Origin of the sequence: Pseudomonas sp. EA_35y_Pfl2_R111, assembly GCF_963970955.1 — a bacterium.
Classification (GTDB): domain Bacteria; phylum Pseudomonadota; class Gammaproteobacteria; order Pseudomonadales; family Pseudomonadaceae; genus Aquipseudomonas.
In genome coordinates this window covers 114,451-135,227 of record NZ_CAXAOM010000007.1, presented here as the reverse complement: position 1 = coordinate 135,227, position 20,777 = coordinate 114,451, and the positions used below count along the sequence as shown (strand labels likewise).

The 20,777-nt window shown below is 57.0% G+C and carries 19 protein-coding genes and 3 pseudogenes; 11 read left to right on the top strand and 11 right to left on the bottom strand.

The genetic code is table 11. From position 1 onward, the window contains the following. Positions 1–570: pseudogene (locus tag AACY25_RS20610) on the bottom strand (IS3 family transposase); the annotation flags it as partial. A 351-nt stretch (positions 571–921) separates the two neighbouring features. Between AACY25_RS20610 and AACY25_RS20605 the strand changes: the two are divergent. Next, on the top strand, positions 922–1,143 hold the full coding sequence (locus AACY25_RS20605) for a hypothetical protein (RefSeq protein WP_339527204.1): 222 nt from the start codon (positions 922–924) through the stop codon (positions 1,141–1,143). A 59-nt stretch (positions 1,144–1,202) separates the two neighbouring features. On the opposite strand, the gene AACY25_RS20600 is transcribed toward AACY25_RS20605, so the two are convergent. Then, positions 1,203–3,662, bottom strand: coding sequence for a glycogen/starch/alpha-glucan phosphorylase (locus AACY25_RS20600; RefSeq protein WP_339527202.1), 2,460 nt, complete (start codon positions 3,660–3,662; stop codon positions 1,203–1,205). 38 nt (positions 3,663–3,700) lie between these two features. Next, positions 3,701–4,021 (bottom strand): DUF2513 domain-containing protein, encoded by a 321-nt coding sequence (locus AACY25_RS20595; RefSeq protein WP_339527201.1) that lies wholly within the window; start codon positions 4,019–4,021, stop codon positions 3,701–3,703. A gap of 182 nt (positions 4,022–4,203) precedes the next feature. Here AACY25_RS20595 and AACY25_RS20590 point away from each other — a divergent pair, with 182 nt between their 5' ends. Further along, on the top strand, positions 4,204–4,632 hold the full coding sequence (locus AACY25_RS20590) for a hypothetical protein (RefSeq protein WP_339527199.1): 429 nt from the start codon (positions 4,204–4,206) through the stop codon (positions 4,630–4,632). Then, complete coding sequence (locus AACY25_RS20585) at positions 4,629–5,723, top strand: DUF3182 family protein (RefSeq protein WP_339527198.1); 1,095 nt, start codon at positions 4,629–4,631, stop codon at positions 5,721–5,723. Before AACY25_RS20590 ends, AACY25_RS20585 begins: the two co-directional genes overlap by 4 nt. 235 nt (positions 5,724–5,958) lie before the next feature. Here AACY25_RS20585 and AACY25_RS20580 read toward each other — a convergent pair whose 3' ends face one another. From AACY25_RS20580 to AACY25_RS20570, 3 genes are all read right to left on the bottom strand, one after another. Further along, complete coding sequence (locus tag AACY25_RS20580) at positions 5,959–6,420, bottom strand: PA2169 family four-helix-bundle protein (protein WP_339527197.1); 462 nt, start codon at positions 6,418–6,420, stop codon at positions 5,959–5,961. A gap of 378 nt (positions 6,421–6,798) precedes the next feature. Then, complete coding sequence (locus tag AACY25_RS20575; RefSeq protein ID WP_339527196.1) at positions 6,799–7,140, bottom strand: DUF3509 domain-containing protein; 342 nt, start codon at positions 7,138–7,140, stop codon at positions 6,799–6,801. A 226-nt stretch (positions 7,141–7,366) separates the two neighbouring features. Beyond that, positions 7,367–7,759, bottom strand: coding sequence for a GFA family protein (locus AACY25_RS20570; protein WP_339527195.1), 393 nt, complete (start codon positions 7,757–7,759; stop codon positions 7,367–7,369). Between the two features lie 347 nt (positions 7,760–8,106). On the opposite strand from AACY25_RS20570, the gene AACY25_RS20565 reads away from it, so the two are divergent. Further along, the gene (locus AACY25_RS20565) at positions 8,107–9,693 is read left to right on the top strand and encodes an ABC-F family ATPase (protein ID WP_339527194.1); all 1,587 of its coding nucleotides are present in this window, start codon (positions 8,107–8,109) and stop codon (positions 9,691–9,693) included. A 65-nt stretch (positions 9,694–9,758) separates the two neighbouring features. Here the strand turns inward: AACY25_RS20565 and AACY25_RS20560 are convergent, their stop codons facing one another. Further along, entirely contained in the window at positions 9,759–10,367 is a 609-nt protein-coding gene (locus AACY25_RS20560; protein ID WP_339527192.1) for an FMN-dependent NADH-azoreductase, read from the bottom strand. Positions 10,368–10,491: 124 nt separating this feature from the next. On the opposite strand from AACY25_RS20560, the gene AACY25_RS20555 reads away from it, so the two are divergent. Beyond that, positions 10,492–11,391, top strand: coding sequence for a LysR substrate-binding domain-containing protein (locus tag AACY25_RS20555; RefSeq protein WP_339527191.1), 900 nt, complete (start codon positions 10,492–10,494; stop codon positions 11,389–11,391). Between the two features lie 27 nt (positions 11,392–11,418). Here the strand turns inward: AACY25_RS20555 and AACY25_RS20550 are convergent, their stop codons facing one another. Continuing rightward, a complete protein-coding gene (locus AACY25_RS20550; protein WP_339527190.1) occupies positions 11,419–12,387 on the bottom strand; it encodes an alpha/beta fold hydrolase in 969 nt (322 codons plus the stop codon). 85 nt (positions 12,388–12,472) lie between these two features. Then, entirely contained in the window at positions 12,473–13,303 is an 831-nt protein-coding gene (locus tag AACY25_RS20545) for an undecaprenyl-diphosphate phosphatase (protein ID WP_339527189.1), read from the bottom strand. Between the two features lie 331 nt (positions 13,304–13,634). Here AACY25_RS20545 and AACY25_RS21085 point away from each other — a divergent pair. The 5 genes and pseudogenes from AACY25_RS21085 to AACY25_RS20525 form a co-directional block, all read left to right on the top strand. Next, positions 13,635–14,363 (top strand): annotated as a pseudogene (locus tag AACY25_RS21085) (cache domain-containing protein); the annotation flags it as partial. Between the two features lie 135 nt (positions 14,364–14,498). Beyond that, positions 14,499–15,269, top strand: a pseudogene (locus AACY25_RS21080) (methyl-accepting chemotaxis protein); the annotation flags it as partial. A 7-nt stretch (positions 15,270–15,276) separates the two neighbouring features. After that, complete coding sequence (locus tag AACY25_RS20535) at positions 15,277–15,894, top strand: hypothetical protein (protein WP_339411425.1); 618 nt, start codon at positions 15,277–15,279, stop codon at positions 15,892–15,894. Positions 15,895–16,407: 513 nt separating this feature from the next. Beyond that, positions 16,408–18,066 (top strand): nitrite/sulfite reductase, encoded by a 1,659-nt coding sequence (locus AACY25_RS20530; protein ID WP_339527185.1) that lies wholly within the window; start codon positions 16,408–16,410, stop codon positions 18,064–18,066. Then, positions 18,050–18,547, top strand: coding sequence for a DUF934 domain-containing protein (locus AACY25_RS20525; protein WP_339527183.1), 498 nt, complete (start codon positions 18,050–18,052; stop codon positions 18,545–18,547). Before AACY25_RS20530 ends, AACY25_RS20525 begins: the two co-directional genes overlap by 17 nt. A 44-nt stretch (positions 18,548–18,591) precedes the next feature. Here the strand turns inward: AACY25_RS20525 and AACY25_RS20520 are convergent, their stop codons facing one another. After that, positions 18,592–19,170, bottom strand: coding sequence for a TetR/AcrR family transcriptional regulator (locus AACY25_RS20520; protein WP_339527181.1), 579 nt, complete (start codon positions 19,168–19,170; stop codon positions 18,592–18,594). 113 nt (positions 19,171–19,283) lie between these two features. Here AACY25_RS20520 and AACY25_RS20515 point away from each other — a divergent pair, with 113 nt between their 5' ends. After that, entirely contained in the window at positions 19,284–19,721 is a 438-nt protein-coding gene (locus AACY25_RS20515) for a hotdog fold domain-containing protein (protein WP_339527180.1), read from the top strand. Positions 19,722–19,775: 54 nt separating this feature from the next. Here the strand turns inward: AACY25_RS20515 and AACY25_RS20510 are convergent, their stop codons facing one another. Further along, positions 19,776–20,765, bottom strand: coding sequence for a YhdH/YhfP family quinone oxidoreductase (locus AACY25_RS20510; protein WP_339527178.1), 990 nt, complete (start codon positions 20,763–20,765; stop codon positions 19,776–19,778). Positions 20,766–20,777 lie beyond the last annotated feature (12 nt).

The following is a 20,777-nucleotide window of genomic DNA, read 5'->3' as shown; positions in this document are numbered from 1 at the left end:
GATACCCCGTCTGCGAACGCAGGCCTTCCTGGCGCATTAATCGAGCAACGCGATGCCTGCCGCACTGTTCTCCAAGCTCACGCAGGTCGTCATGGATTTTGCGGTAGCCATAGACGCCACCGCTCTCGAGCCACGAGTGCTTGATCAAACCCAGCAGCCGCTGATCATCCTTAGCTCGTGCCGACTTCGGCTCAGCCAGCCAGGCGTAGTAGCCGCTGGCATGTACTTTCAGGGTCAGGCACAGGCGGCGAACCGAATAGTCTGCGGATAGCTGACTGATGAAGGCGTACTTCAGCCGCACTCCTTGGCAAAGTACGCGGCGGCCTTTTTTAGGATGTCACGCTCCTCGGTCACGCGCTTGAGTTCAGCCCGCAGACGACGTAGTTCAGCGTGTTGGTCGTCCTCTTGCGCGCGCTGCTCTTGGGGCTTGCTGTAACGCTTCACCCAGGCATAAAGACTGTGTGTCGACATGCCCAAACGAGCAGCCACCTCAGCCACCGGCAGACCTCGTTCGGTCACCTGCTTGACGGCTTCGATTTTGAATTCTTCGGGATAACGCGGGTTGCTCATGGCACCTCCTAATGGGCCGTATTATGAGGCCTGGAGATGTCTACGAAACTAGGGGCGATTCACTATGACAATGCGCCGACTGCCGCAACGGCTACAGCATTGTCACAGTACGTCTTCATTACCTAAATGTTCGAGCTGGGCCTCTGCCCAGAGGCAACCACCGATAGAACAGAGGAAAGCCATAACGATCTCCACGTGGCGTAACCCACTGGAAGGCTGTTGGGAGTTTCGACTGCCAGCTATGGTTCGTGGTTGCGTTTTTTAGGCCGACAAAAATGCGGAACCAACCTCTATGTAAGCAGGGTCTACCTGAGAATAGCGTTGGAAAATTGCTGATTACGGGAGGCGTTCATGCCCAAGAAACATATGTTTTTGATCCGCTATAGCCTGAATGCGCAGACACACAGCGTTGAGGTTGAAAGCGAAGCCGAAGTTCTAACACCGGAGCAGGCGCGCTTCTATATCGAATCGCTGCATACCGCGAAGCTGCCAGCGCAGATCACTCAAGTACAGGTAAGCGAACTGAAGAAATCGGAGCACGGCGCACCTGTTGGGCGACAGTTAAATCCCTGATGCGTAACGCGCGACTAGGTCCGAACTAGCTACCTTTTACCCACTCGCTATTAGCCAATTCACTTCTTGCCAACCGGCACGCCCCATATGTCCACGGCATATTCGCGAATGGTCCGATCAGAAGAAAACCAGCCCATTCGCGCGCAATTGAGTATCGCCGAGGACCACCAGGCATCCGGGTTTTGCCAAAGCTGATCAACACGCCGCTGGGCCTCCCAATACTCATCGAAATCAGCACAAACCATAAACCGGTCCTCGCCGACTAAAGCATCGACAAGCCCGGTATATCGGCCTGGATCATCAGGTGAGAACACGCCCTCGCGGATTGCTTCTAGAGCCAACCTCAACCGCTCAGAAGTTTCAAGCAAATGGCCCATATTCAACTCGCCCGCCTGCTTGCGCATATGCACCTGGCTGGCTGTCATGCCGAAGATAAACATGTGTTCACGGCCAATCCGCTCGCTCATTTCCACATTGGCGCCATCCAACGTGCCGATCGTCAACGCGCCATTGAGCGCGAATTTCATATTGCTGGTGCCCGAGGCTTCCAAGCCAGCCGTGGAGATCTGCTCAGAGAGATCCGCTGCGGGAATGATCGTCTCAGCCAGGCTGACATTGTAGTTTGGCAGGAACACTACCTTCAGCAGACCGCGCACCGTCGGGTCATCATTGATCGTGCGGCTGAGGTCATTGGTCAATTTGATGATGAGCTTGGCCTGGTGGTAACTGGCCGCTGCTTTACCAGCAAATATTTTCACCCGTGGCGCCCAGTTGGTGGTCGGATCATTGCGAATGGCCTGATACAACGCGACTGTATGCAGCAGGTTAAGCAACTGGCGTTTGTACTCATGTATACGTTTGACCTGGACATCAAATATGGCCGCGGTGTCGACGGTGATTCCGAGGCGCTCTTGAATTAACTGGGCGAGAGCCTCCTTGCCATGTTGGCGCTGAGCGGCAAAGCGCTTGCGTAGTTCCTTATCCCCTACATGCGTGGCCAGCTGGCCAAGCACCATGCCAGGAGCGTCGAGTACCTCACTGCCCAAGGTATCGACCAGCAATTCGGTCAATAACGGGTTGACCTGAAACAGCCAACGGCGAAATGTCACGCCATTGGTTTTGTTGTTGATTCGTTGTGGATACAACGCGTGGAGATCACGGAACACGGTCTGCCGCATTAGCTCAGTGTGCAGGGCCGATACGCCGTTAACGCTATGCGCGCCAAGAAATGCCAAGTTGCCCATGCGTACCCGCCGCCCGTGGTCTTCCTCGATCAGTGACACCGAGCGCAATAACGCGAAATCATGGATATCCTGCGCGCGCAGTGCATCAATATGGTAGGAATTGATCAGGTAGATAATCTGCATGTGCCGCGGCAGCAGGCGCTCCATCATCGACACGGGCCAGGATTCCAGCGCCTCGGGGAGCAAGGTATGGTTGGTATATGCAAGCGTTGCCACGGTTAGCCGCCATCCCTCGGACCAACTCAGTTGATGCACATCCACCAATAACCGCATCAACTCAGCAACAGCGATCGCAGGGTGAGTGTCGTTTAGCTGGATAGCCACTTTGTCCGCAAGGGTGCGGATGCTGCCATTTTCATGCATATGCCGATGCAGCAGATCCTGCAGCGAAGCGGAAACAAAGAAGAACTCCTGACACAGACGCAGCTCCTGCCCGGCTTCGGTGCTGTCGGCCGGATAGAGCACCCGCGAGATACTCTCGGCGCGCACCACTTCGGCTACGGCACCGAAGTGATCACCGGCATTGAAACGTTCCAGTTGCAGATCTTCCTCCGCTCGCGCACGCCACAACCGCAAGGTGTTAACTGACGCACGACGCCAGCCCACTATCGGTGTGTCGTAGGCGATGGCACGGATAGTTTCCGTTGGCTGCCAGAGCTGGCGCAGCACAGCGTCCTCATCCAGATGGCTGATTACGCTGCCGCCAAAACCGATGCTATAGCTCACCTCGGAACGTTCAAACTCCCAGGGGTTACCAAAGTCCAGCCAGGTTTCCGTTTGTTCAAGCTGCCAGCCATCGGCAATGGCTTGTCGAAACAGGCCATGTTCATAGCGGATGCCATAGCCATGCGCTGACAGCCCCAGCGTGGCCATGCTTTCCATAAAACAGGCAGCAAGGCGGCCAAGGCCACCGTTACCCAAAGCGGCATCCGGTTCCAGTTGGCGAATATGCTCCAAGTCGACATTCAGCTCTGCCAATGCGTGGCGGGCCGTTTCGAGCAGGCCGAGGTTACTCAGGTTATCGACCAGAAGGCGACCGATGAGAAATTCCAGGGACAGATAGTAGATGCGCTTATGTGGATGGCGATCTACGTCAGCCGACGCCTCCTCCCAGCGGTCTACCACATGATCGCGGGCGGCCAGAGCCACTGCCTCAAACCAGTCATGATCAGAAGCACTGCTTGGGTCCCTGCCTACTGCATATTTAAGTTTGCCAAGAATGCTGTTTTTAAATGCCTGTACGCCGTCAATCTCAGAGCTGGAATCAGCAGGCATGGGGTACCTCGCAAATCAAATACGGAAGCCGCATAACGTCAGGCCGTTTGCTGAAGGCTTCCTGGAGTAAAAGTGACGTGGTGATTAAGCGGCGAATACCGGCGGGCATTGCTTCCGCTTATCGCGCTTAGTAGATCGCGCCCCGTCACCGTCAAATTAAGTGCGACCACTGCGGATTGATGTTTGCCCATCTCATCCGAGGAGCGTTCGATAAGGCCGACGTTGTGCATAAAGCGCAGGTGTTCTTTCACTGAACGAGGGCAATGTTCAGCCAAAGTCTGCTGAGCAAAATGATGGCCAAGCTCCGGGCGCGCGATTCGCTGGAGCACCTCCTTGATCAGACTCCACTCTCTCTTCATCCCCTTGCCTCCCTATCGCCATCAAGGGGCATCGAATTGCGCGACCCTAAAACGTTGGGCGCACCTTCGCCTGACTAGTTCCATCTTTTCGTTCGCGCTCCGCTGATCAGAAACGCTGAACTTTGAGCGCCTGAGCTATTTCCAAAACAGTGACTCCAGCCATTTCTCACAAGGATATTGCCATGTTCATTCGTACCGTAGTTTTGCTAATCGGCAGCTTGGCGGGCTCATCCGCTTTCGCCGCAGCCTGCCATGTCAGCCAAAATATGTCCGGTGCGCAGGTGCCCGCGGTGGCGCTGGAAAGTTGTTACGAGTTCACCGAAATGCCTGCCGAAGCGATCAACTGGTCGTGCAGCAATGAAAGTACACAACCGCTGGGAAGTGAAAAGCAGAAGGTGGCGCAATGTAAAAGTGGCGCCGTGGCTCAATGCTCGGCCCCTTTGACTCAAGCGACGCTGGCCAACCACCGGTCCACCGGTGATAACGAGCAAGCCGCGGAAGTCAACGTACCGGCGGATGCCAAGGTCATCACCTACTTCTATTCATTAGAAGATAGTCAGCAAGCCAAAATCGACTGTGAGAACGGTGATGGTGCATGGAAGGCACTATGAGCACCAAGGCAGGAGTCGCCCTGTTGCATGTGGAAAACGACGTAGCGGAACACGAGCAAGCTGTGCATCGCCACCTCGGGCAAAAAATTGCGGCTCTGATGGGCACAGCCTATCTGGGAAGCTATGACCCACAGCAGCACAGCAGTTGCTATCTAATTCCTGACGACACGCTGGTGGGTGACACACCGCGGCATGCTTTAGGCATTCAGGGTGTAGCGGATTTTTTTGGTGGCGCGGTGAGTCAGCCGTTTATGGCAACCAAAGCTATAACCCATACCCTCTATGAACAGCCGACACGGATACCGCCTGGCTGGTCAGAACACTTCTCGCAGCAAGCCAGTAGCGCCATTTTGCGCGGCTATACGGTGTTTGATCGAGAGGATGCCATGCGTGCGGGTGAACACTTATTACGCCAAGGTCCAGTGCGCCTGAAACCCGTACGGGGCAAGGCCGGTCGTGGCCAGGAAGTACTCAGAGACCGGCAGCAATTGCTCGACAGCGTCGCAGCCCAGGATCCTGAGGAAGTCGCCACCTGGGGCTTGGTCATCGAGGAAAACCTTTCAGAAGTAATCACCTACAGCGTCGGCCAAGTAATGGTCGCCGGCATTACCGCCAGCTATTACGGCACCCAACGATTGACCAGAGATAACGTGGGCGCAGAGGTCTATGGCGGATCCGATTTGGTGGTAGTGCGCGGAAACTACGCGCAGCTGAGCACGCTGGAAATGTCCCCCCAGGCCCGACAGGCTATTGAGCAAGCGCGCCTGTACGAACAAGCAGCCTTCGACTGCTTCGGGCTCTTAGCCTCACGTTGTAACTACGACGTGGCTCAAGGAGTGGACGCACTAGGCCAGCAACGCTCGGGCGTACTTGAACAGTCTTGGCGTATCGGTGGCGCCAGCGCCGCAGAAATCTTTGCCCTTGAAGCCTTCAGCCTGGATGCGGAGCTGCACTGTGTACGCGCATCCACTTATGAATCCTATGGCGAGAATTCACCTCCAGATGATGCAACCCAGCTTTACAGCGGCAGCGAGCCTGGGCTCGGCCTTTTGAGTAAATACGTCAAGGTCGAACCCTATTTCCGCGTTTAGCAAAGATAGAGCGCGGGCCGGTTAGAACAGAGGTAAAGATCTTCGAGGTAACCGGTGCTGGGCTTCTTATTGGCTGTCGGCCTGTCCCTAGGTCTTAAGATCGGTGGGCGTCACGGGGCGCTTGAGTATTGGCCGGGCAAATGCTCCGTGAAACCGGGAAGTCTGGATGCCTATATCGGCACTGTAAAAAAGGCTCAAGCGCCGCTGATATGGCGACGCTTGAGCCTTTTAACAATCAGCTGCGCGCTCTAGCGGTGTTACGCAAAGCCTTAATCTGATCGTGATTGCGCAATACGCCCTCGTACTGACGCTGCACCAACTCACGAACATTTAGCGGCAGTTCATTCTTCAGAGCTTCGGCGTAGCGCTTTTTAGCGACATCCTCACCACGCTCGCACTCATTAAGGATGGACTCCTCATCTTTGCCAGACACCAGTGACTTGAGGTCTACCCAACGGCGGTGCAAGTCACCGGCCACGCTGGTGTCATTCTCGGGAGTGCCGCCAAAGCCAAGCACCATTGCTTGCAGTTCTTCAGCCGCCGTAGCGCACTCACGAGCACGGCTGGTAAATAGAGTCTTGAGTTCCGCATTTTTTACATCTTCTGCGCATGTGCGAAATCCTGCTTCGCCGTCCTTGCTCGTTTCAATCAGATCATTGAGTACGCTGATGGTTTTATCCAAGCTTTGATTGCTCATAATGATTTTCCTTACCGGCATACCGGCTGTTTGATTGCACTCCAGAAGTGTCGGCGCTGAACTCAGCGTACCGACATGGTCGCTGCTAGTAGTACCTGCCTATTGAGTCAAGCTATTGCGACATACGCACTACTTGAAATGGTCCTAGGTATTTCCTAGCACTAGACAGCGCCTTACGCACCGCCTATACAATTGACCAAAGTTTAGCGCTAGGTGTTCCACTAATCTGATCGACGGCACTCATATATCCTGCGTCATCTCACCATAGTGTAACGTATTCATGTACGGATTTTGCCTGCGCGTCTTAAATCATGCAGGCATATAAATCTAAATTCAGTAGCGCTTGCCTACTGATAAAGCAGGTAAGCAGGAGGTATCTTACTGACCAGCTGGTATTTTTATTTTTCTCCTAGAGAACAAAGACTTTGAAGCTGTAAGCTGTATTGGCTCCCCCGTAAATGTAGGCAACTTTGATTTTATCCAGTTATTTTCTTTTCCGTTCCATCTAACGTTACCACCTGATAATTTAACATCTCTTACCAAGTCGTGTATTAGTGCGTTTATGCATGTTTCAGAGCTTATAGCCTTCCCATCAATAACTTTGCGCAATGCTAGACTTTCATCTATACGCAGCGTTAGCAAAACATTGCCATCGGGCCGTTGGGTGAGCGTGGCGGTATACTCTGGCAAAGACTTACAGGCTTCATTGATCATGCTCATCTCTGACCCTCCGTGTTTGAGCCAGAGTACTAGAGCACTATGTATGCCAACCCTAAGAAGTATTTAACCTTTTGTTTTATCTAAAATATTTTTAACACAGAAAACTAACCACGAATGCAAAGTGCATGAACGCCCCAAAACAATATTGCAATTTGCAATGCTGGCGAGCAGCGGCTCGGATGCCATTACCATTGCACAAGGCGAACGGCACTCAGCCCTTACTCCATCACTCCTCAAAGCGACTACAAGCCTCTCTATCACGCTCGTAATGTCTCGTGAGCGGAAACGGCGGTAACCACGACTCACGGCGGATTGTCCAAAGCTCGTATGTTGGAATGAGTTGATCCGGCGCATCCAGCGTTCCCAAGTTCACTTCAATTTCGTCGGCTCTCTGCGAGTAAACGGAAGAACCGCAGCGAGGGCAAAAGACATGGCCCTGGTACTCCCGAGTCTCGCCTGAGATCGTCACCGCCGCCTGCGGGAAAATCGCAGATGCATGAAAAAGCGCTCCATGCTGCTTACGGCAATCGAGGCAATGACAAACGCCCACCCGGTAAGGCTTGCCCGACGCAACAAGCCGAACATCGCCGCAAAGGCAACCACCTGTGAATTGATCCATACCCTCCTCCCGAAAACTCAAACAGTCGCAGGTTCTCTGCATGCCGAAACCTGGAAGCCAGGTTCCCCGTACATTCAAGCAAACGCGCAATAACCTGGGGGCCAAGCCGATGCTTAACGAGTTGGATACTAGAAGCGGGTAATCAAGTTCAATAAAGTTGTCAGCACACGCTATCCATCTTCTTATTAAGCACCCTCGCGCTGAAGGGAATGCCCCTTTGATGCTCGAGCTTAAAAAACTGTTCGACTCCGTATCTCCGCTTGTCCATAAGCTGCCCTTCGCAGCTGGAAACCGCTACAATCGCGCCCCTTTCGCGCCTGTGCGCCGGCTTATCTGGACCAAGATTCGTGATCTCCACCGCTAATATCACCATGCAATTCGGCGCCAAGCCGCTGTTCGAGAACGTTTCCGTCAAGTTTGGCGGCGGTAACCGTTACGGCCTGATCGGGGCCAACGGCTGCGGCAAGTCGACCTTTATGAAAATTCTTGGTGATGACCTTGAGCCGTCCGGCGGACAGGTGATGCTGGAACCGAACGTACGTCTGGGTAAATTGCGTCAGGATCAGTTCGCCTACGAAGAATTCACCGTGATCGACACCGTGATCATGGGCCACGAAGAACTGTGGAAGGTCAAAGCCGAGCGCGACCGTATCTACTCGCTGGCGGAAATGAGCGAAGAAGATGGCATGAAGGTCGGCGAGCTCGAAGGTGAGTTCGCCGAGATGGACGGCTACACCGCCGAGTCCCGTGCCGGCGAGTTGCTGCTCGGCTTGGGGATTCCGCTGGAGCAACATTTCGGCCCGATGAGCGAAGTGGCTCCGGGCTGGAAGCTGCGTGTGCTGCTGGCTCAGGCGCTGTTTTCAGATCCAGAAGTGTTGCTGCTCGACGAGCCAACCAACCACCTGGACATCAACACCATCCGCTGGCTGGAAAACATTCTCACCCAGCGCAACAGCACCATGATCATCATTTCTCACGACCGTCACTTCCTCAACAGCGTGTGCACCCACATGGCTGACCTGGATTACGGTGAGCTGCGCCTGTTCCCAGGCAACTACGATGAATACATGACCGCCGCGACCCAATCGCGCGAACAGCTGCTATCGGACAACGCAAAGAAGAAAGCGCAGATTAACGAGCTGCAAAGCTTCGTTAGTCGCTTCTCGGCCAACGCCTCGAAATCCAAGCAAGCATCGTCGCGCGCCAAGCAGATCGACAAGATCCAACTGGCCGAGGTTAAGCCATCCAGCCGTGTCAGCCCGTTCATTCGTTTCGAACAGAACAAGAAGCTGCACCGCCAGGCGGTAATGATCGACAAAGTAGCCAAGGGTTTCGATGGTAAAGCGCTGTTCAAGAACTTCAGCTTCCAGGTTGAAGCCGGCGAGCGCGTGGCAATTATCGGCCCGAACGGTATCGGTAAAACCACCCTGCTGCGCACGTTGATGGGCGAACTGACCCCGGATGCCGGTACGGTGAAATGGACCGACAGCGCCGAGCTTGGCTACTACGCCCAGGACCATGCCCACGACTTTGAAGACGACGTCAGCCTGTTTGACTGGATGGGCCAGTGGACCACCGGCGAACAGATGATCCGCGGCACGCTGGGGCGCATGCTGTTCTCCAACGACGAAATCCTTAAATCGGTAAAAGTCATCTCCGGTGGTGAGCAAGGCCGCATGCTGTTCGGCAAGCTGATCCTGCAAAAGCCCAACGTGCTGGTGATGGACGAACCGACCAACCACCTGGACATGGAATCCATCGAAGCGCTCAACCTGGCGCTGGAGAACTACCCGGGCACGCTGATCTTCGTCAGCCACGACCGTGAGTTCGTCGGTTCCCTGGCCACCCGTATCATCGAGCTGTCGGCCAACGGCATTACCGACTTCAGCGGCACCTACGATGACTACCTGCGCAGCCAGGGCGTGATCGTCTAACCTAGCAATTCGCGCCCAACAGAAAGCCCGCTCAATTGAGCGGGCTTTTTGCTTTATGCCGTTAATCAGGCTGCGACGAACAACTGCGCAACTTTCGCCTGCGCTGCCGTGAGGGCATTCGCGCGCGGCTCGTCGCCATAGGCCAGGCCTTCGGCGCGGACAATCTCAATGTCGGTAATACCGAGGAAACGCAGTACCACCTGCAAGTATTCTTCATGAGCCTGGCCGCTTGGCTGGCCGGCGTGAATGCCGCCAGCGGTGGAAACGATCACCACCTTCTTGCCGCCCGCCAGGCCCTTGGGACCGTTCTCGTCATAGGCGAAGGTCTTGCCGGCGACCGCCACGCGGTCGATCCAGGCCTTGAGCTGAGTCGGCACGGTGAAGTTATACATCGGCGCGCCAATCACGATCGCATCGGCGGCGAGAAACTCGTTGAGGGTAGTTTCAGCCAATTCCACTTCGTGCTGCTGAGCCGCATCGCGCAGCTCGGCGGGGGTGCCGCCCGCGACAAAACTAGCAGCGGACAGATGGCTCAGCGCATCGTTGGCTAGGTCACGGTAGCTCACCTGCGCTTCAGGCTCGGCAGCCAGCCAGGCATCGACCACGGCGCGGCTGAGTTGGCGGGAAGCGGACGAGTCGCCGAGGATGCTGGAATCGAGGTGCAGTAGTTTCATCACAATCTCCAAAATTGAGATCGCCCCACGGCGATCAAGATGCTGGAGATACTATCGATGAAAGCAATGGTCGATTAGCCCAAGCAAATGCGATAGTTCGTCTCACCAATAGGACGATAAATTCATGCATGACCTCAATGACCTGTTCTACTTCGCCAAAGTGGTGGAAGCCGGCGGCTTTGCTGCAGCCGGGCGCGTCCTCGGCATCCCCAAATCACGTCTGTCACGGCGGATTGCCGAACTGGAAAACCGTCTGGGCGCGCGCCTGCTGCAACGTACCACGCGCAAACTGGCGCTGACCGATATCGGCGAGCGCTACCTGCGCCACTGCCAGGCCATGCTGCAGGAGGCGGAGCAAGCCGAGGAAACCGTGGCCAGTCTGACCAGCGAGCCACGCGGCCGCCTGCGGGTCAGCGCGCCGGGCGGCATCGCCCTACTGCCTGAGCTGGTGGTCAGTTTTCTCGCGGCCTACCCCAAAGTGCAGCTGGAGCTGATCCAGACCAACCGACGCATCGACCTGCTCAACGAAGGCGTGGACGTCGCCTTGCGCGTACGCAGCGCCGAGGATGAAGACCCGACGCTGATTGCCCGTCGCCTGCGCCCGGCCCAGGCTTTTTTGGTCGCCGCACCGACCATGCTGCAGCAGGCCCAGATCAGTACACCAGACGATCTGGCTGCGCTGCCTGCGCTAGGCGCCCTGGAGGCAGACCGCAGGATTCACCTGCGGCTGCAGCATGACGGCGGGCGCGTGCAGGAAGTTGTGCTGGAAGCGCGTCTGGCCATCGAGGATTTCAGCGTGCGCAAACACGCAGCCATGGCCGGCCTGGGCTTTACCATGTTGCCCGCGCCCTTGTGTCTGGATGAACTGGCCGATGGCCGACTGATCCGCCTGCTGCCTGACTGGGCGCTGCCTACCGGCAACCTGCAGGCGGTATACACCCACAGACGCGGTATGCTGCCCGCCGTGCGGGCATGGATCGAACATATCAGTGATGCCTTTAGCCGCTGGGATCAGCCGATCTAGCTATGCGCTATTAACGAAGCCTGTGGTTTAACTGGGAAAATGCCGAGCGAGAAAACCCAGCAGTAGCTGATTAACCTGCTCCGCCTGCTCGTTCTGAATCCAGTGCCCGCAGTGCTGCAGCACATGTTGCTCCAGCTGAGTCACGCGCTTAGGCATCTGCTTGAGGGTGTAAGCCTCCAGGGTGCCGACGGGGTCCTTGTCACCCAGCAGAAACAGCGCGGGCTGCTCGATCTGCCGTTCAGCCAGAGCCTCAGTGCGCTGCCAGTTGCGCTCAAAATTGCGGTACCAGTTCAACGCTCCGTAGAAGCCACGACCCTCAAAGGTTTTCAGGTAATGATCAAATGCTGCGCTGTCGCACCAGTCCGGTAGTGTGCCAGGATCCTGCATGCCATCGAACAACCCAGCACCGGCGGGTTTATCCTGCAGAAAGTGGTCCCTAGGCACGGCCGCTGAGCTGTTGTGCATCATCATGCGCAAGGTGCGCGGGATGTCGGCATCCATCTCCGCCTCGGCGACACCAGGCTCCTGGAAATACACAATGTAATGAAACCGCTCGGCGTACAGCTGGCGCATGATCTCGATGGCCGGCTGCCTAGGCCGCCCGCCAAACGGCACCGCCATGCCAACGACCGCCTGCACCCGCGAAGGCTCAAGCAAGGTCAGATGCCAGGCAATCGGTGCGCCCCAATCGTGGCCGACCACACACACCTGCTGCTGGCCAAGCTGGTCCATGGCCGCCTGGATATCAGCGCAGATGGTCAGCACGTCGTAAGCCGCTGGATCACGTGGCGCACTGCTCTGGCCATAGCCACGCATTTCCGGGATCAGCACGCGGTAACCGGCATCCGCCAGCGGCGCAATCTGCTGGCGCCAGGAATGCCAGCACTCGGGAAAGCCGTGTAGCAACCAGACCGGCCGCCCCGTCGCGGGGCCGGCGCTGTAAAGGCTGAGGTCGATACCGTTGACCTGAAGAAGTTGATGCCCGAGCTGATGCATGTGCGCCTCCAATAATCGAGACCACTATGACAAAGGCGCACCCCGGGGTGCGCCTCTATTTATCTGCCGAATACGGGATCAGCAATTATTGCTGCGCCGTGCTCCAGTCAATCCACTGCAGCTGCCAGGTTGCCAGGATCAGCAAGCCGAAACCGATGCGGTACCAGGCAAACGCCGCATAGCTGTGGTTGCCAATGAATTTAAGCAGCGCCCGCACGGCAATCATGGCGAAGATAAACGAGGTGACAAAACCAATCGCAAACACCGGCAGATCACTGGACTGGAACAGGTCACGGTATTTGTAGCCGGAGTACACCGCAGCGCCGACCATGGTCGGCATGGCGAGAAAGAAGGAAAACTCGGTTGCAGCCTTGCGCGACAGACCAAACAACAGGCCGCCGATGATCGTCGCGCCGGAGCGTGAGGTACCCGGAATCATTGCCAGGCACTGAGCAAAACCAATCTTCAGCGCATCCTTCCAGGTCATGTCATCCACGCTCTCGGCATGTACCAGATGCTCGCGCCGCTCGGCCCAGAGCATGATCACCCCGCCCACCACCAACGCCAGGGCCACGGTGATCGGGTTGAACAAGTAATGATGGATAAAGTCGGCGAACAGCACACCCAGCGCCACGGCAGGTAGGAAGGCAATCAGCAGATTAGTTGTGAAGCGCCGCGCCTGTGGCTCTTTGGGCAGGCCCAGCGCAATCTCTAGAATCTTGCGTCGGTACTCCCACACCACCGCGAGAATCGCCCCAAGTTGGATAATGATATTGAAGGCCATCGCTCGCTCGCCGCCAAAACCAATCAGGTCGGCGACGATAATCTGGTGCCCGGTACTGGAAATCGGCAGAAACTCGGTAACACCTTCAACGATACCCAGAATCAGTGCCTGTACGGCAACCCAAAGGTCCATCCACACTCCTAAATGCGTGCTTTATCCGGCACGAACAACAATAAATATGATGATGAACTTGCGAGGGCGTCCGACAAAACCCTCTAGAAAAGGTTCCTCGGGGACAGAAAAAATAATTAAATCACCCACTTAACACGCAACGGTGCAAATCCTAGCAGAGAAGCTGCACATTTAGTGCGAGCCACACAAAGGCAAGCAAAACGCTCACGCCGAGCGAGCCGATGGAATCGCTCACCTACACTTCGCTTATCTGCCAGCTAGCCTAAGGTCTAACCTAGTCAAAAAACGCTCTTGGCCGATATAGAGGCATACAACAATAAGGGAGACACCCATGAATAGCCTGCGCAGCCTACCCATCAACCGTCGTCTATGGCTGATCCTGGTGGTCGCCATCGTCATGCTGATTATTCAGGGCGCATTGTTGCTCAAGCAGATCCACAGCGATCTGTATGCTGCCAAAGCCGAGAAAACTCAGCATGTTGTGCAAAGCGCCGCCGGCATCCTGCAGCACTATCATGCCCTAGAAGCTGCCGGCAGCATGCCTCGCGAAGATGCACAGAAGCAGGCGATGGAAACCATCCGCGGCTTGCGCTACGCCGGTCAGGAATACTTCTGGATCAATGACCAGACCCCAGTAATGGTCATGCACCCGACCAACCCCAAGCTGGAAGGCCAGAACCTCTCGGGTTTCAAGGACCCTGACGGCAAGGCGCTGTTCAATGAAATGGTCGCAATTAGCAAAAGCAAGGGCGCAGGCCATGTCGATTATCGCTGGCCAAAACCGGGCGCCAGCGACCCCGTGCCAAAGGTGTCTTACGTACAACTGTTTCAACCCTGGGGCTGGATTATCGGCTCAGGCGTCTATGTCGACGACGTACAAGCCGAGTTTCAAGCCCAGGCGTTAAAAGCCATGCTGATAGGTTTGGTGATTGCTGCGCTGGTGGCCCTGCTAATCGTGTTGATCGTACGCAGCATCACCCAGCCCTTGCAGCAAGCTGTCAGCGCCATGGCCAATATCGCCAGCGGCGATGGCGACCTGACGCGTAACCTCGACACCCACGGCAACGATGAACTGTCTGCCCTGTCCCGCCACTTCAATGCCTTCACCGACAAACTGCGCACGGTGATCAAGCAGTCCCTCGACTCCGCCGGCCAACTCGATACCGCGGCGCGCAACCTCGGTCAGGTTTCCGGCCAGGCGCAGCAGCATAGCGAGCAACAGTCACAGCAGATGGAGTTGGTCGCCACCGCGATCAATGAGGTGACTTATGGCGTGCAGGATGTGGCGAAGAATGCTGAGCATGCCTCATCCGAAGTGCACGCGGCCGAAGAACACGCTCTGCAAGGCCAGCAGAACATTGAAGCGAGCCTGCGGCAGATCAACGAGCTGTCCGGCACCATCGATCAAGCCGTGACGGTGATTCAGGCCCTGGCCCAAGAAAGCACGCAGATCGGCAGCGTATTGGAGGTTATCCGCTCAATTGCCGAACAGACCAACCTGCTCGCGCTCAATGCTGCCATCGAAGCTGCGCGCGCCGGTGAGCAAGGTCGCGGCTTTGCCGTGGTCGCCGATGAGGTGCGCTTGCTGGCGCAGCGTACGCAAAAATCCACGGCGGAAATCCAGGTGATGATTGAGCGCCTGCAAGGCAATTCGGAGGCTGCGGTCAAGGTCATCAATGACAGCAGCAAAGCCTCGCAGCTAACCATCGAACAAGCCAGCCAGGCAGGTGCCAGCCTTACATTGATCGCCAGCGGCCTGCGCAATCTCACCGGTCTGAACGCTTCCATCGCCAGCGCGACACTGCAACAATCGCACGTGGTCGAAGACATCAACCAGAACGTCACCCAGGCAGCCAGCCTGGCCCATAACAATGCCCTGGCGGCGCAACAATCCAGCGATGCCGGGCAACACCTAGGTCAGTTGGCTGAGCAGCTCAATCGGCTGCTCGGGCAGTTCAGGGTATGAGAACGCAATGAGCGAAATGGAACACCAGGAAGTCGACCTGAGCAAACCGCAGAACCAGGATCTGATCTGGGACCTGGACAGCATAGCCCGACGCGAACTGGCGGAACGTTTTATCAAGCTATTCGAGAACCGCCTGTGCGTGTATTCGGAATCGACACGCCAGCTGTATACCAACTATGACCTGCACTTCCCCAGCGATATGGGCCGCAAGATGGTGGTGCTACCCAACCCCTACGCGTTTCACGACACCCTGCATGGCATCGAGTCGCATGCCGTGCGTAAAACAGGGCTGTGCGTACTGCCTGGCGTGGTCCTGCGCAAGCCTGGCTTGCTGCTGACTACGATGATCAAGGAAGGTGGCCCGGCACCGAAAACCATGCCGTTCAAACCGGCCCTGGCACAAATCATCAGCAACCAGAAAAAGGCCGGTGATATCTTCCTGCCGATCATGATGAAGGGCGACCTGCGCGAGTTCGATCAGCAGATGCCCTATATCCACCTGCATCGCCTCCAGGTCAGTCGCCTGACGCGACTATCGACCTTCGAGCGTGATGATATTCAGCAGTCCATTACACGCAAGTTGCTTATGCTCTATCGCCAGGCCGACAGTCTCAGCTGTCACTAGCAGCATGGCCTGCAGACAATAAAAAAGCGGGCATCCATTAATGGGTGCCCGCTTTTTGCTTTATCCGCGGTCAGGTCTTATTGCTGACTGACCCAGAACACCGCAGTGACAACAAAGATCACGATCAAGGCGAAAATAGCCTTGGCATCGACCACGCTGTCAGCATTATCCGGTTCACTGTGTTCGCTCATGGACTACCCCTCTTGTTGTGTTTATGGGTGAATCGTCTTCTGCAGTTAAGACCAGCATGTACGCTTACTCAAGCCGTAGGGCTATGTTCAATGGCCGGCTTATCCCTTTAAGTTCTTTCCATATACTCAAACATCACTTTTGCGCATAACCCTGAGCTGGTATCTTCCTCCGGCTCCGCAGGGAGTGCGCGGCCGTGCGCGCTGATTAGCTGTGAGAACCGGTATACGATATAGCGAGCTAGAGCCATGCCAGGCAAGAACAGGCAGGGCCACGCGCAGCAGATCGGAAACGGGTTCTAAAAGCCTGATAACAGGACACCCCATGTACGTATACGACCAGTACGACCAAAAAATCGTCGAAGACCGCGTCAAGCAGTACCGCGATCAAACCCGCCGTTACCTCGCCGGTGAACTGAGCGGTGAAGAATTCCGCCCGCTGCGCCTGCAGAACGGCCTGTACATCCAGCGCTTTGCGCCCATGCTGCGCGTTGCGGTGCCGTACGGTCTGATGTCGTCCGCCCAAGTGCGCATGATGGCCAAGATTGCCCGTGACTACGACAAGGGTTACGCGCATATCAGCACCCGCCAAAACGTCCAGTTCAACTGGCCGGACCTGGAAGATGTGCCCGACATTCTTGCCGAACTGGCCACCGTGCAGATGCACGCGATCCAGACCAGCGGCAACTGCATCCGTAACACCACCACCGACCAGTTTGCCGGTGTGGCCAAGGATGAACTCATCGATCCGCGCCCCTGGTGCGAAATCATTCGTCAGTGGTCGACCTTCCACCCCGAGTTCACCCACCTGCCGCGCAAGTTCAAAATCGCCGTTAACGGTGCAGTGAGCGACCGTGCCGCGATTGAAGTGCACGACATCGGCCTGGAAGCGGTACAGAACGATGCCGGTGAGTTGGGCTTCCGCGTATCCGTCGGTGGCGGCCTGGGCCGTACGCCAATCGTTGGCAGCTTTATCAACGAATTCCTGCCGTGGCAGCACCTGATCAGTTACCTCGACGCCATCCTGCGTGTGTACAACCGCTATGGCCGTCGCGATAACAAGTACAAGGCGCGCATCAAGATCCTGGTCAAGGCGTTGACCCCTGAAGTGTTCGCCGAGCGGGTGAATGCCGAATGGGTCCACCTGAAAGACGGTCCGAGCACCCTGACCGAAGCTGAAGTGGCGCGCGTGGCCGCACACTTTATCGACCCAAGCTACAAAGCCCTCGACGATCAGGATGCGGCGCTGGCTGCCCTGGATGCCGAGCACCCAGGCTTTGCCCGCTGGCGTCAGCGCAACACCTTCGCCCACAAGAAGCCGGGCTATGTCGCCGTTACTCTGTCGCTGAAACCGACCGGCGTGGCGCCGGGCGATGTCACCGACAAGCAGTTTGATGCAATTGCCGACCTGGCCGACCGCTACAGCTTTGGCGAAGTGCGCAACAGCCATAACCAGAACATCATCCTTGCGGATGTCGAGCAGGCGCAGCTGTTCACCCTGTGGGGCGAGCTGCGTGAAAACGGTTTCGCTACGCCGAACGTCGGCCTGCTGACCGATATCATCTGCTGCCCGGGCGGCGACTTCTGCTCCCTGGCCAACGCCAAGTCGATCCCGATTGCCGAAGCCATCCAGCGCCGTTTCGACGACCTGGATTACCTGTTCGATATCGGCAATATCGACCTGAATATCTCCGGTTGCATGAACGCCTGCGGTCATCACCACGTGGGCCATATCGGCATCCTCGGGGTGGATAAGAAAGGTCAGGAGTTCTATCAGGTGTCCCTCGGCGGCAGCGCCGGTCGTGACGCCAGCCTGGCGCAGATCCTTGGCCCATCCTTCGCCGAAGCGGACATGGCCGATGTAATCGACAAGATCGTCAAGGTATACGTCGAGCGCCGCACCGAAGAAGAGAGTTTCCTCGACACCTTCCGCCGTATCGGCGTCGACCCGTTCAAGGAGCGCGTATATGCAGCGAATCATTAAGAACGGCCAGCTGATCGACGAAAGCTGGCACCTGCTACCCAAGGACGCCACGCTGGACGGCATCCCCAACTGCGACGACCTGATCGTGCCGCTGGGCCTGTGGGTCGAACACAGCACCGCGCTCAAGGCCCGTGATGGCGGCCTGGGCGTATGGCTGGACGCCGGTGAGGAAATCGAGGAAATCGCCGATCAGCTGGATAACTTCCAGGTCATCGCGCTGAACTTCCCTGCCTTCACCGATGGCCGCCATTGCTCTACCGCCTACCTGCTGCGCACCCGCTACGGCTACACTGGCGAAGTGCGCGCCATCGGCGACGTGCTGCGCGATCAGCTGTTCTCCTACCTGCGCGTGGGCTTCGATGCCTTTGCCCTGCGTGAGGACAAAGACCCGCTGGATGCCCTGAAAGCCTTCGAGGAGTTCAGCGAGGTCTATCAGGCCTCCACGGACCAGCCGCTGCCGCTGTTCCGCCGCCGCGCCTGATTGGTTCAGCACTGAAAAGCCCCGCTCTGCGGGGCTTTTTTATGTCAGGCTTTCACGCTGTCCCAGGCCACTTGCGCCAGTAACTCGCGGCAATCTGCCAGTCGCGTCTGCGTGCGCCCCGCCAGCCAGTTGCGCGAAAAGTCGTGGGTCGGCCCGATGATCACCGAAGCAAAGCAGTCCACTGGCATAGCCTTGAATAGCCCCTCTTCGCGGTAGCGCGAGAGCGCTGCAAAGATTCGCTGAAAGTGCTCGCGGTTGGCCTCACGCAACTGCTCACCCATTTCCCCCGCCTCCACCCGGCTGCGGCTGTGCAGAACAAACCGCGCCCAGTCAGGGTTGGCGGCCACCCAATCGATATAGCTGGTGACCAACAGCTTGACGCAGGCCTCGGCGCTGTCAGCCGTGGCAAAGCCCTCTTCCAGCATCGCCGCATACTCAGCCGTGCCCGCCAGATAGAGCGCAGCGATGATTCGCTCCTTGTTGCCGAAGTGGTGATATAGGCTGCCGATGCTGGCCTCGGAACGATCACGGATCATCTCGATGGTGGTGCCATCGACTCCAACCTCGGTGAAACAGGCCAGCGCAGCTTGGAGGATTTCATCTTTGCGGGAACGACGGGCCATGCTTTCCTCGGCGACAACTTAACTAGAATATATTTCTAGAATTTAATTCCAATATTCGTATACTGCCCTGGCGCGCACGTCTCTTCAATCAGTAAACAGGCCAGGAGAATCCCATGAGCCAGATGTTACAGATGTTCCAGCAGGCAGGCCCGCTGCAGTTCAGCGCCATGATCGGCCAGGTCGCGCCCTACTTCGCCAGCATCGCCCCGCAATTCGTCGAACTGCGCCCAGGCTACGCCGAAGTCACCTTCCCCAAACGCCGCGAGGTGCTCAACCATATCGGCACCGTGCACGCGATTGCCCTGTGCAACGCGGCCGAACTGGCTGCTGGAACCATGACCGACGCCTCCATCCCCAAGGGTTGCCGCTGGATTCCCCGCGGTATGACCGTGGAATACCTGGCCAAGGCCGATGGTGATATTCGCGCCGTGGCCGATGGCAGCGCTATCGACTGGAGTCAGCTGGGTGACGTGACAGTACCGGTACAAGCCTTTGTCGGCGACAAGGCGGTATTTCGCGCCGAGATCACCATGTACGTCAGCCAGGCCTAAGCCACCGAAACACAAAGGCCCGGCAATGCCGGGCCTTTTAACTCACGCAATCACTCAGCTCAGATTGACCAGCACTCGCCCAACCTGTTTACCCGCAAGCACTTGGGCAATCGCCGCTGGCAATTGCTCAAGCGTCACTTCGGTGACCAGTGCATCCAGCTTGACCTTCCACTGCAGCGACAGCTTGTCCCACATCGATGCCTTGACCACCAACGGCAGCTCGACCGAGTCGACTCCGAGCAGATTCACGCCACGGAGGATAAACGGCAGCACGCTGCCCTTGAAGCCGACGCCAGCCGTCAAACCGCAGCAGGCAACGCTGGCGCCGTAGCGCAGTGACTTAACAACATTGAACAGGATATCCCCGCCCACACAATCCACCGCGCCGGCCCACTGTTCCTTGAGCATCGGCTTGTCGGTGCCTTCCTGCAGTTCGGAACGCAGCACAATTTGCTGCGCGCCTAGCGCCTTGAGGTAATCCGCCTGCTCGGCCTTGCCCGTTGACGCGGCCACGCGATAACCCAGAGAAGTCAGCAAGGCCAGTGCGACACTGCCGACACCACCGGTGGCGCCGGTCACCAGTACAGTGCCGGCATCCGCCGTCAGTCCGCTTAGCTCCAGCTTGTCGACACACAACGCCGCCGTCAGGCCAGCGGTGCCAAGCACCATAGCCTCGCGCAGCGACAAGCCCTGGGGTCGCTTCAGTGCCCAACTGGCAGGAATACGAATGTATTGAGCAAAACCGCCTGAGGTGTTCATGCCCAGGTCGTAGCCGGTGACGATCACCTCATCGCCGGCGCTGAACTCAGCCACACTGGAAGCTTCCACCACGCCTGCGGCATCGATGCCAGGGGTGTGCGGAAAGCTTTTGGTCACGCCACGGTTGCCACTGGCCGACAGCGCATCCTTGTAATTGAGCGATGAGTACTTGACCCGAATCAGCAGTTCGCCGGCCGGCAAATCGTCGACTTCACGCTGCACGATCACCTGCTCAAAACCGCCCGCTGCGCTCTCACGGGCCTGCAATGCATTGAACTTGCTCATGTGGACTCCCTT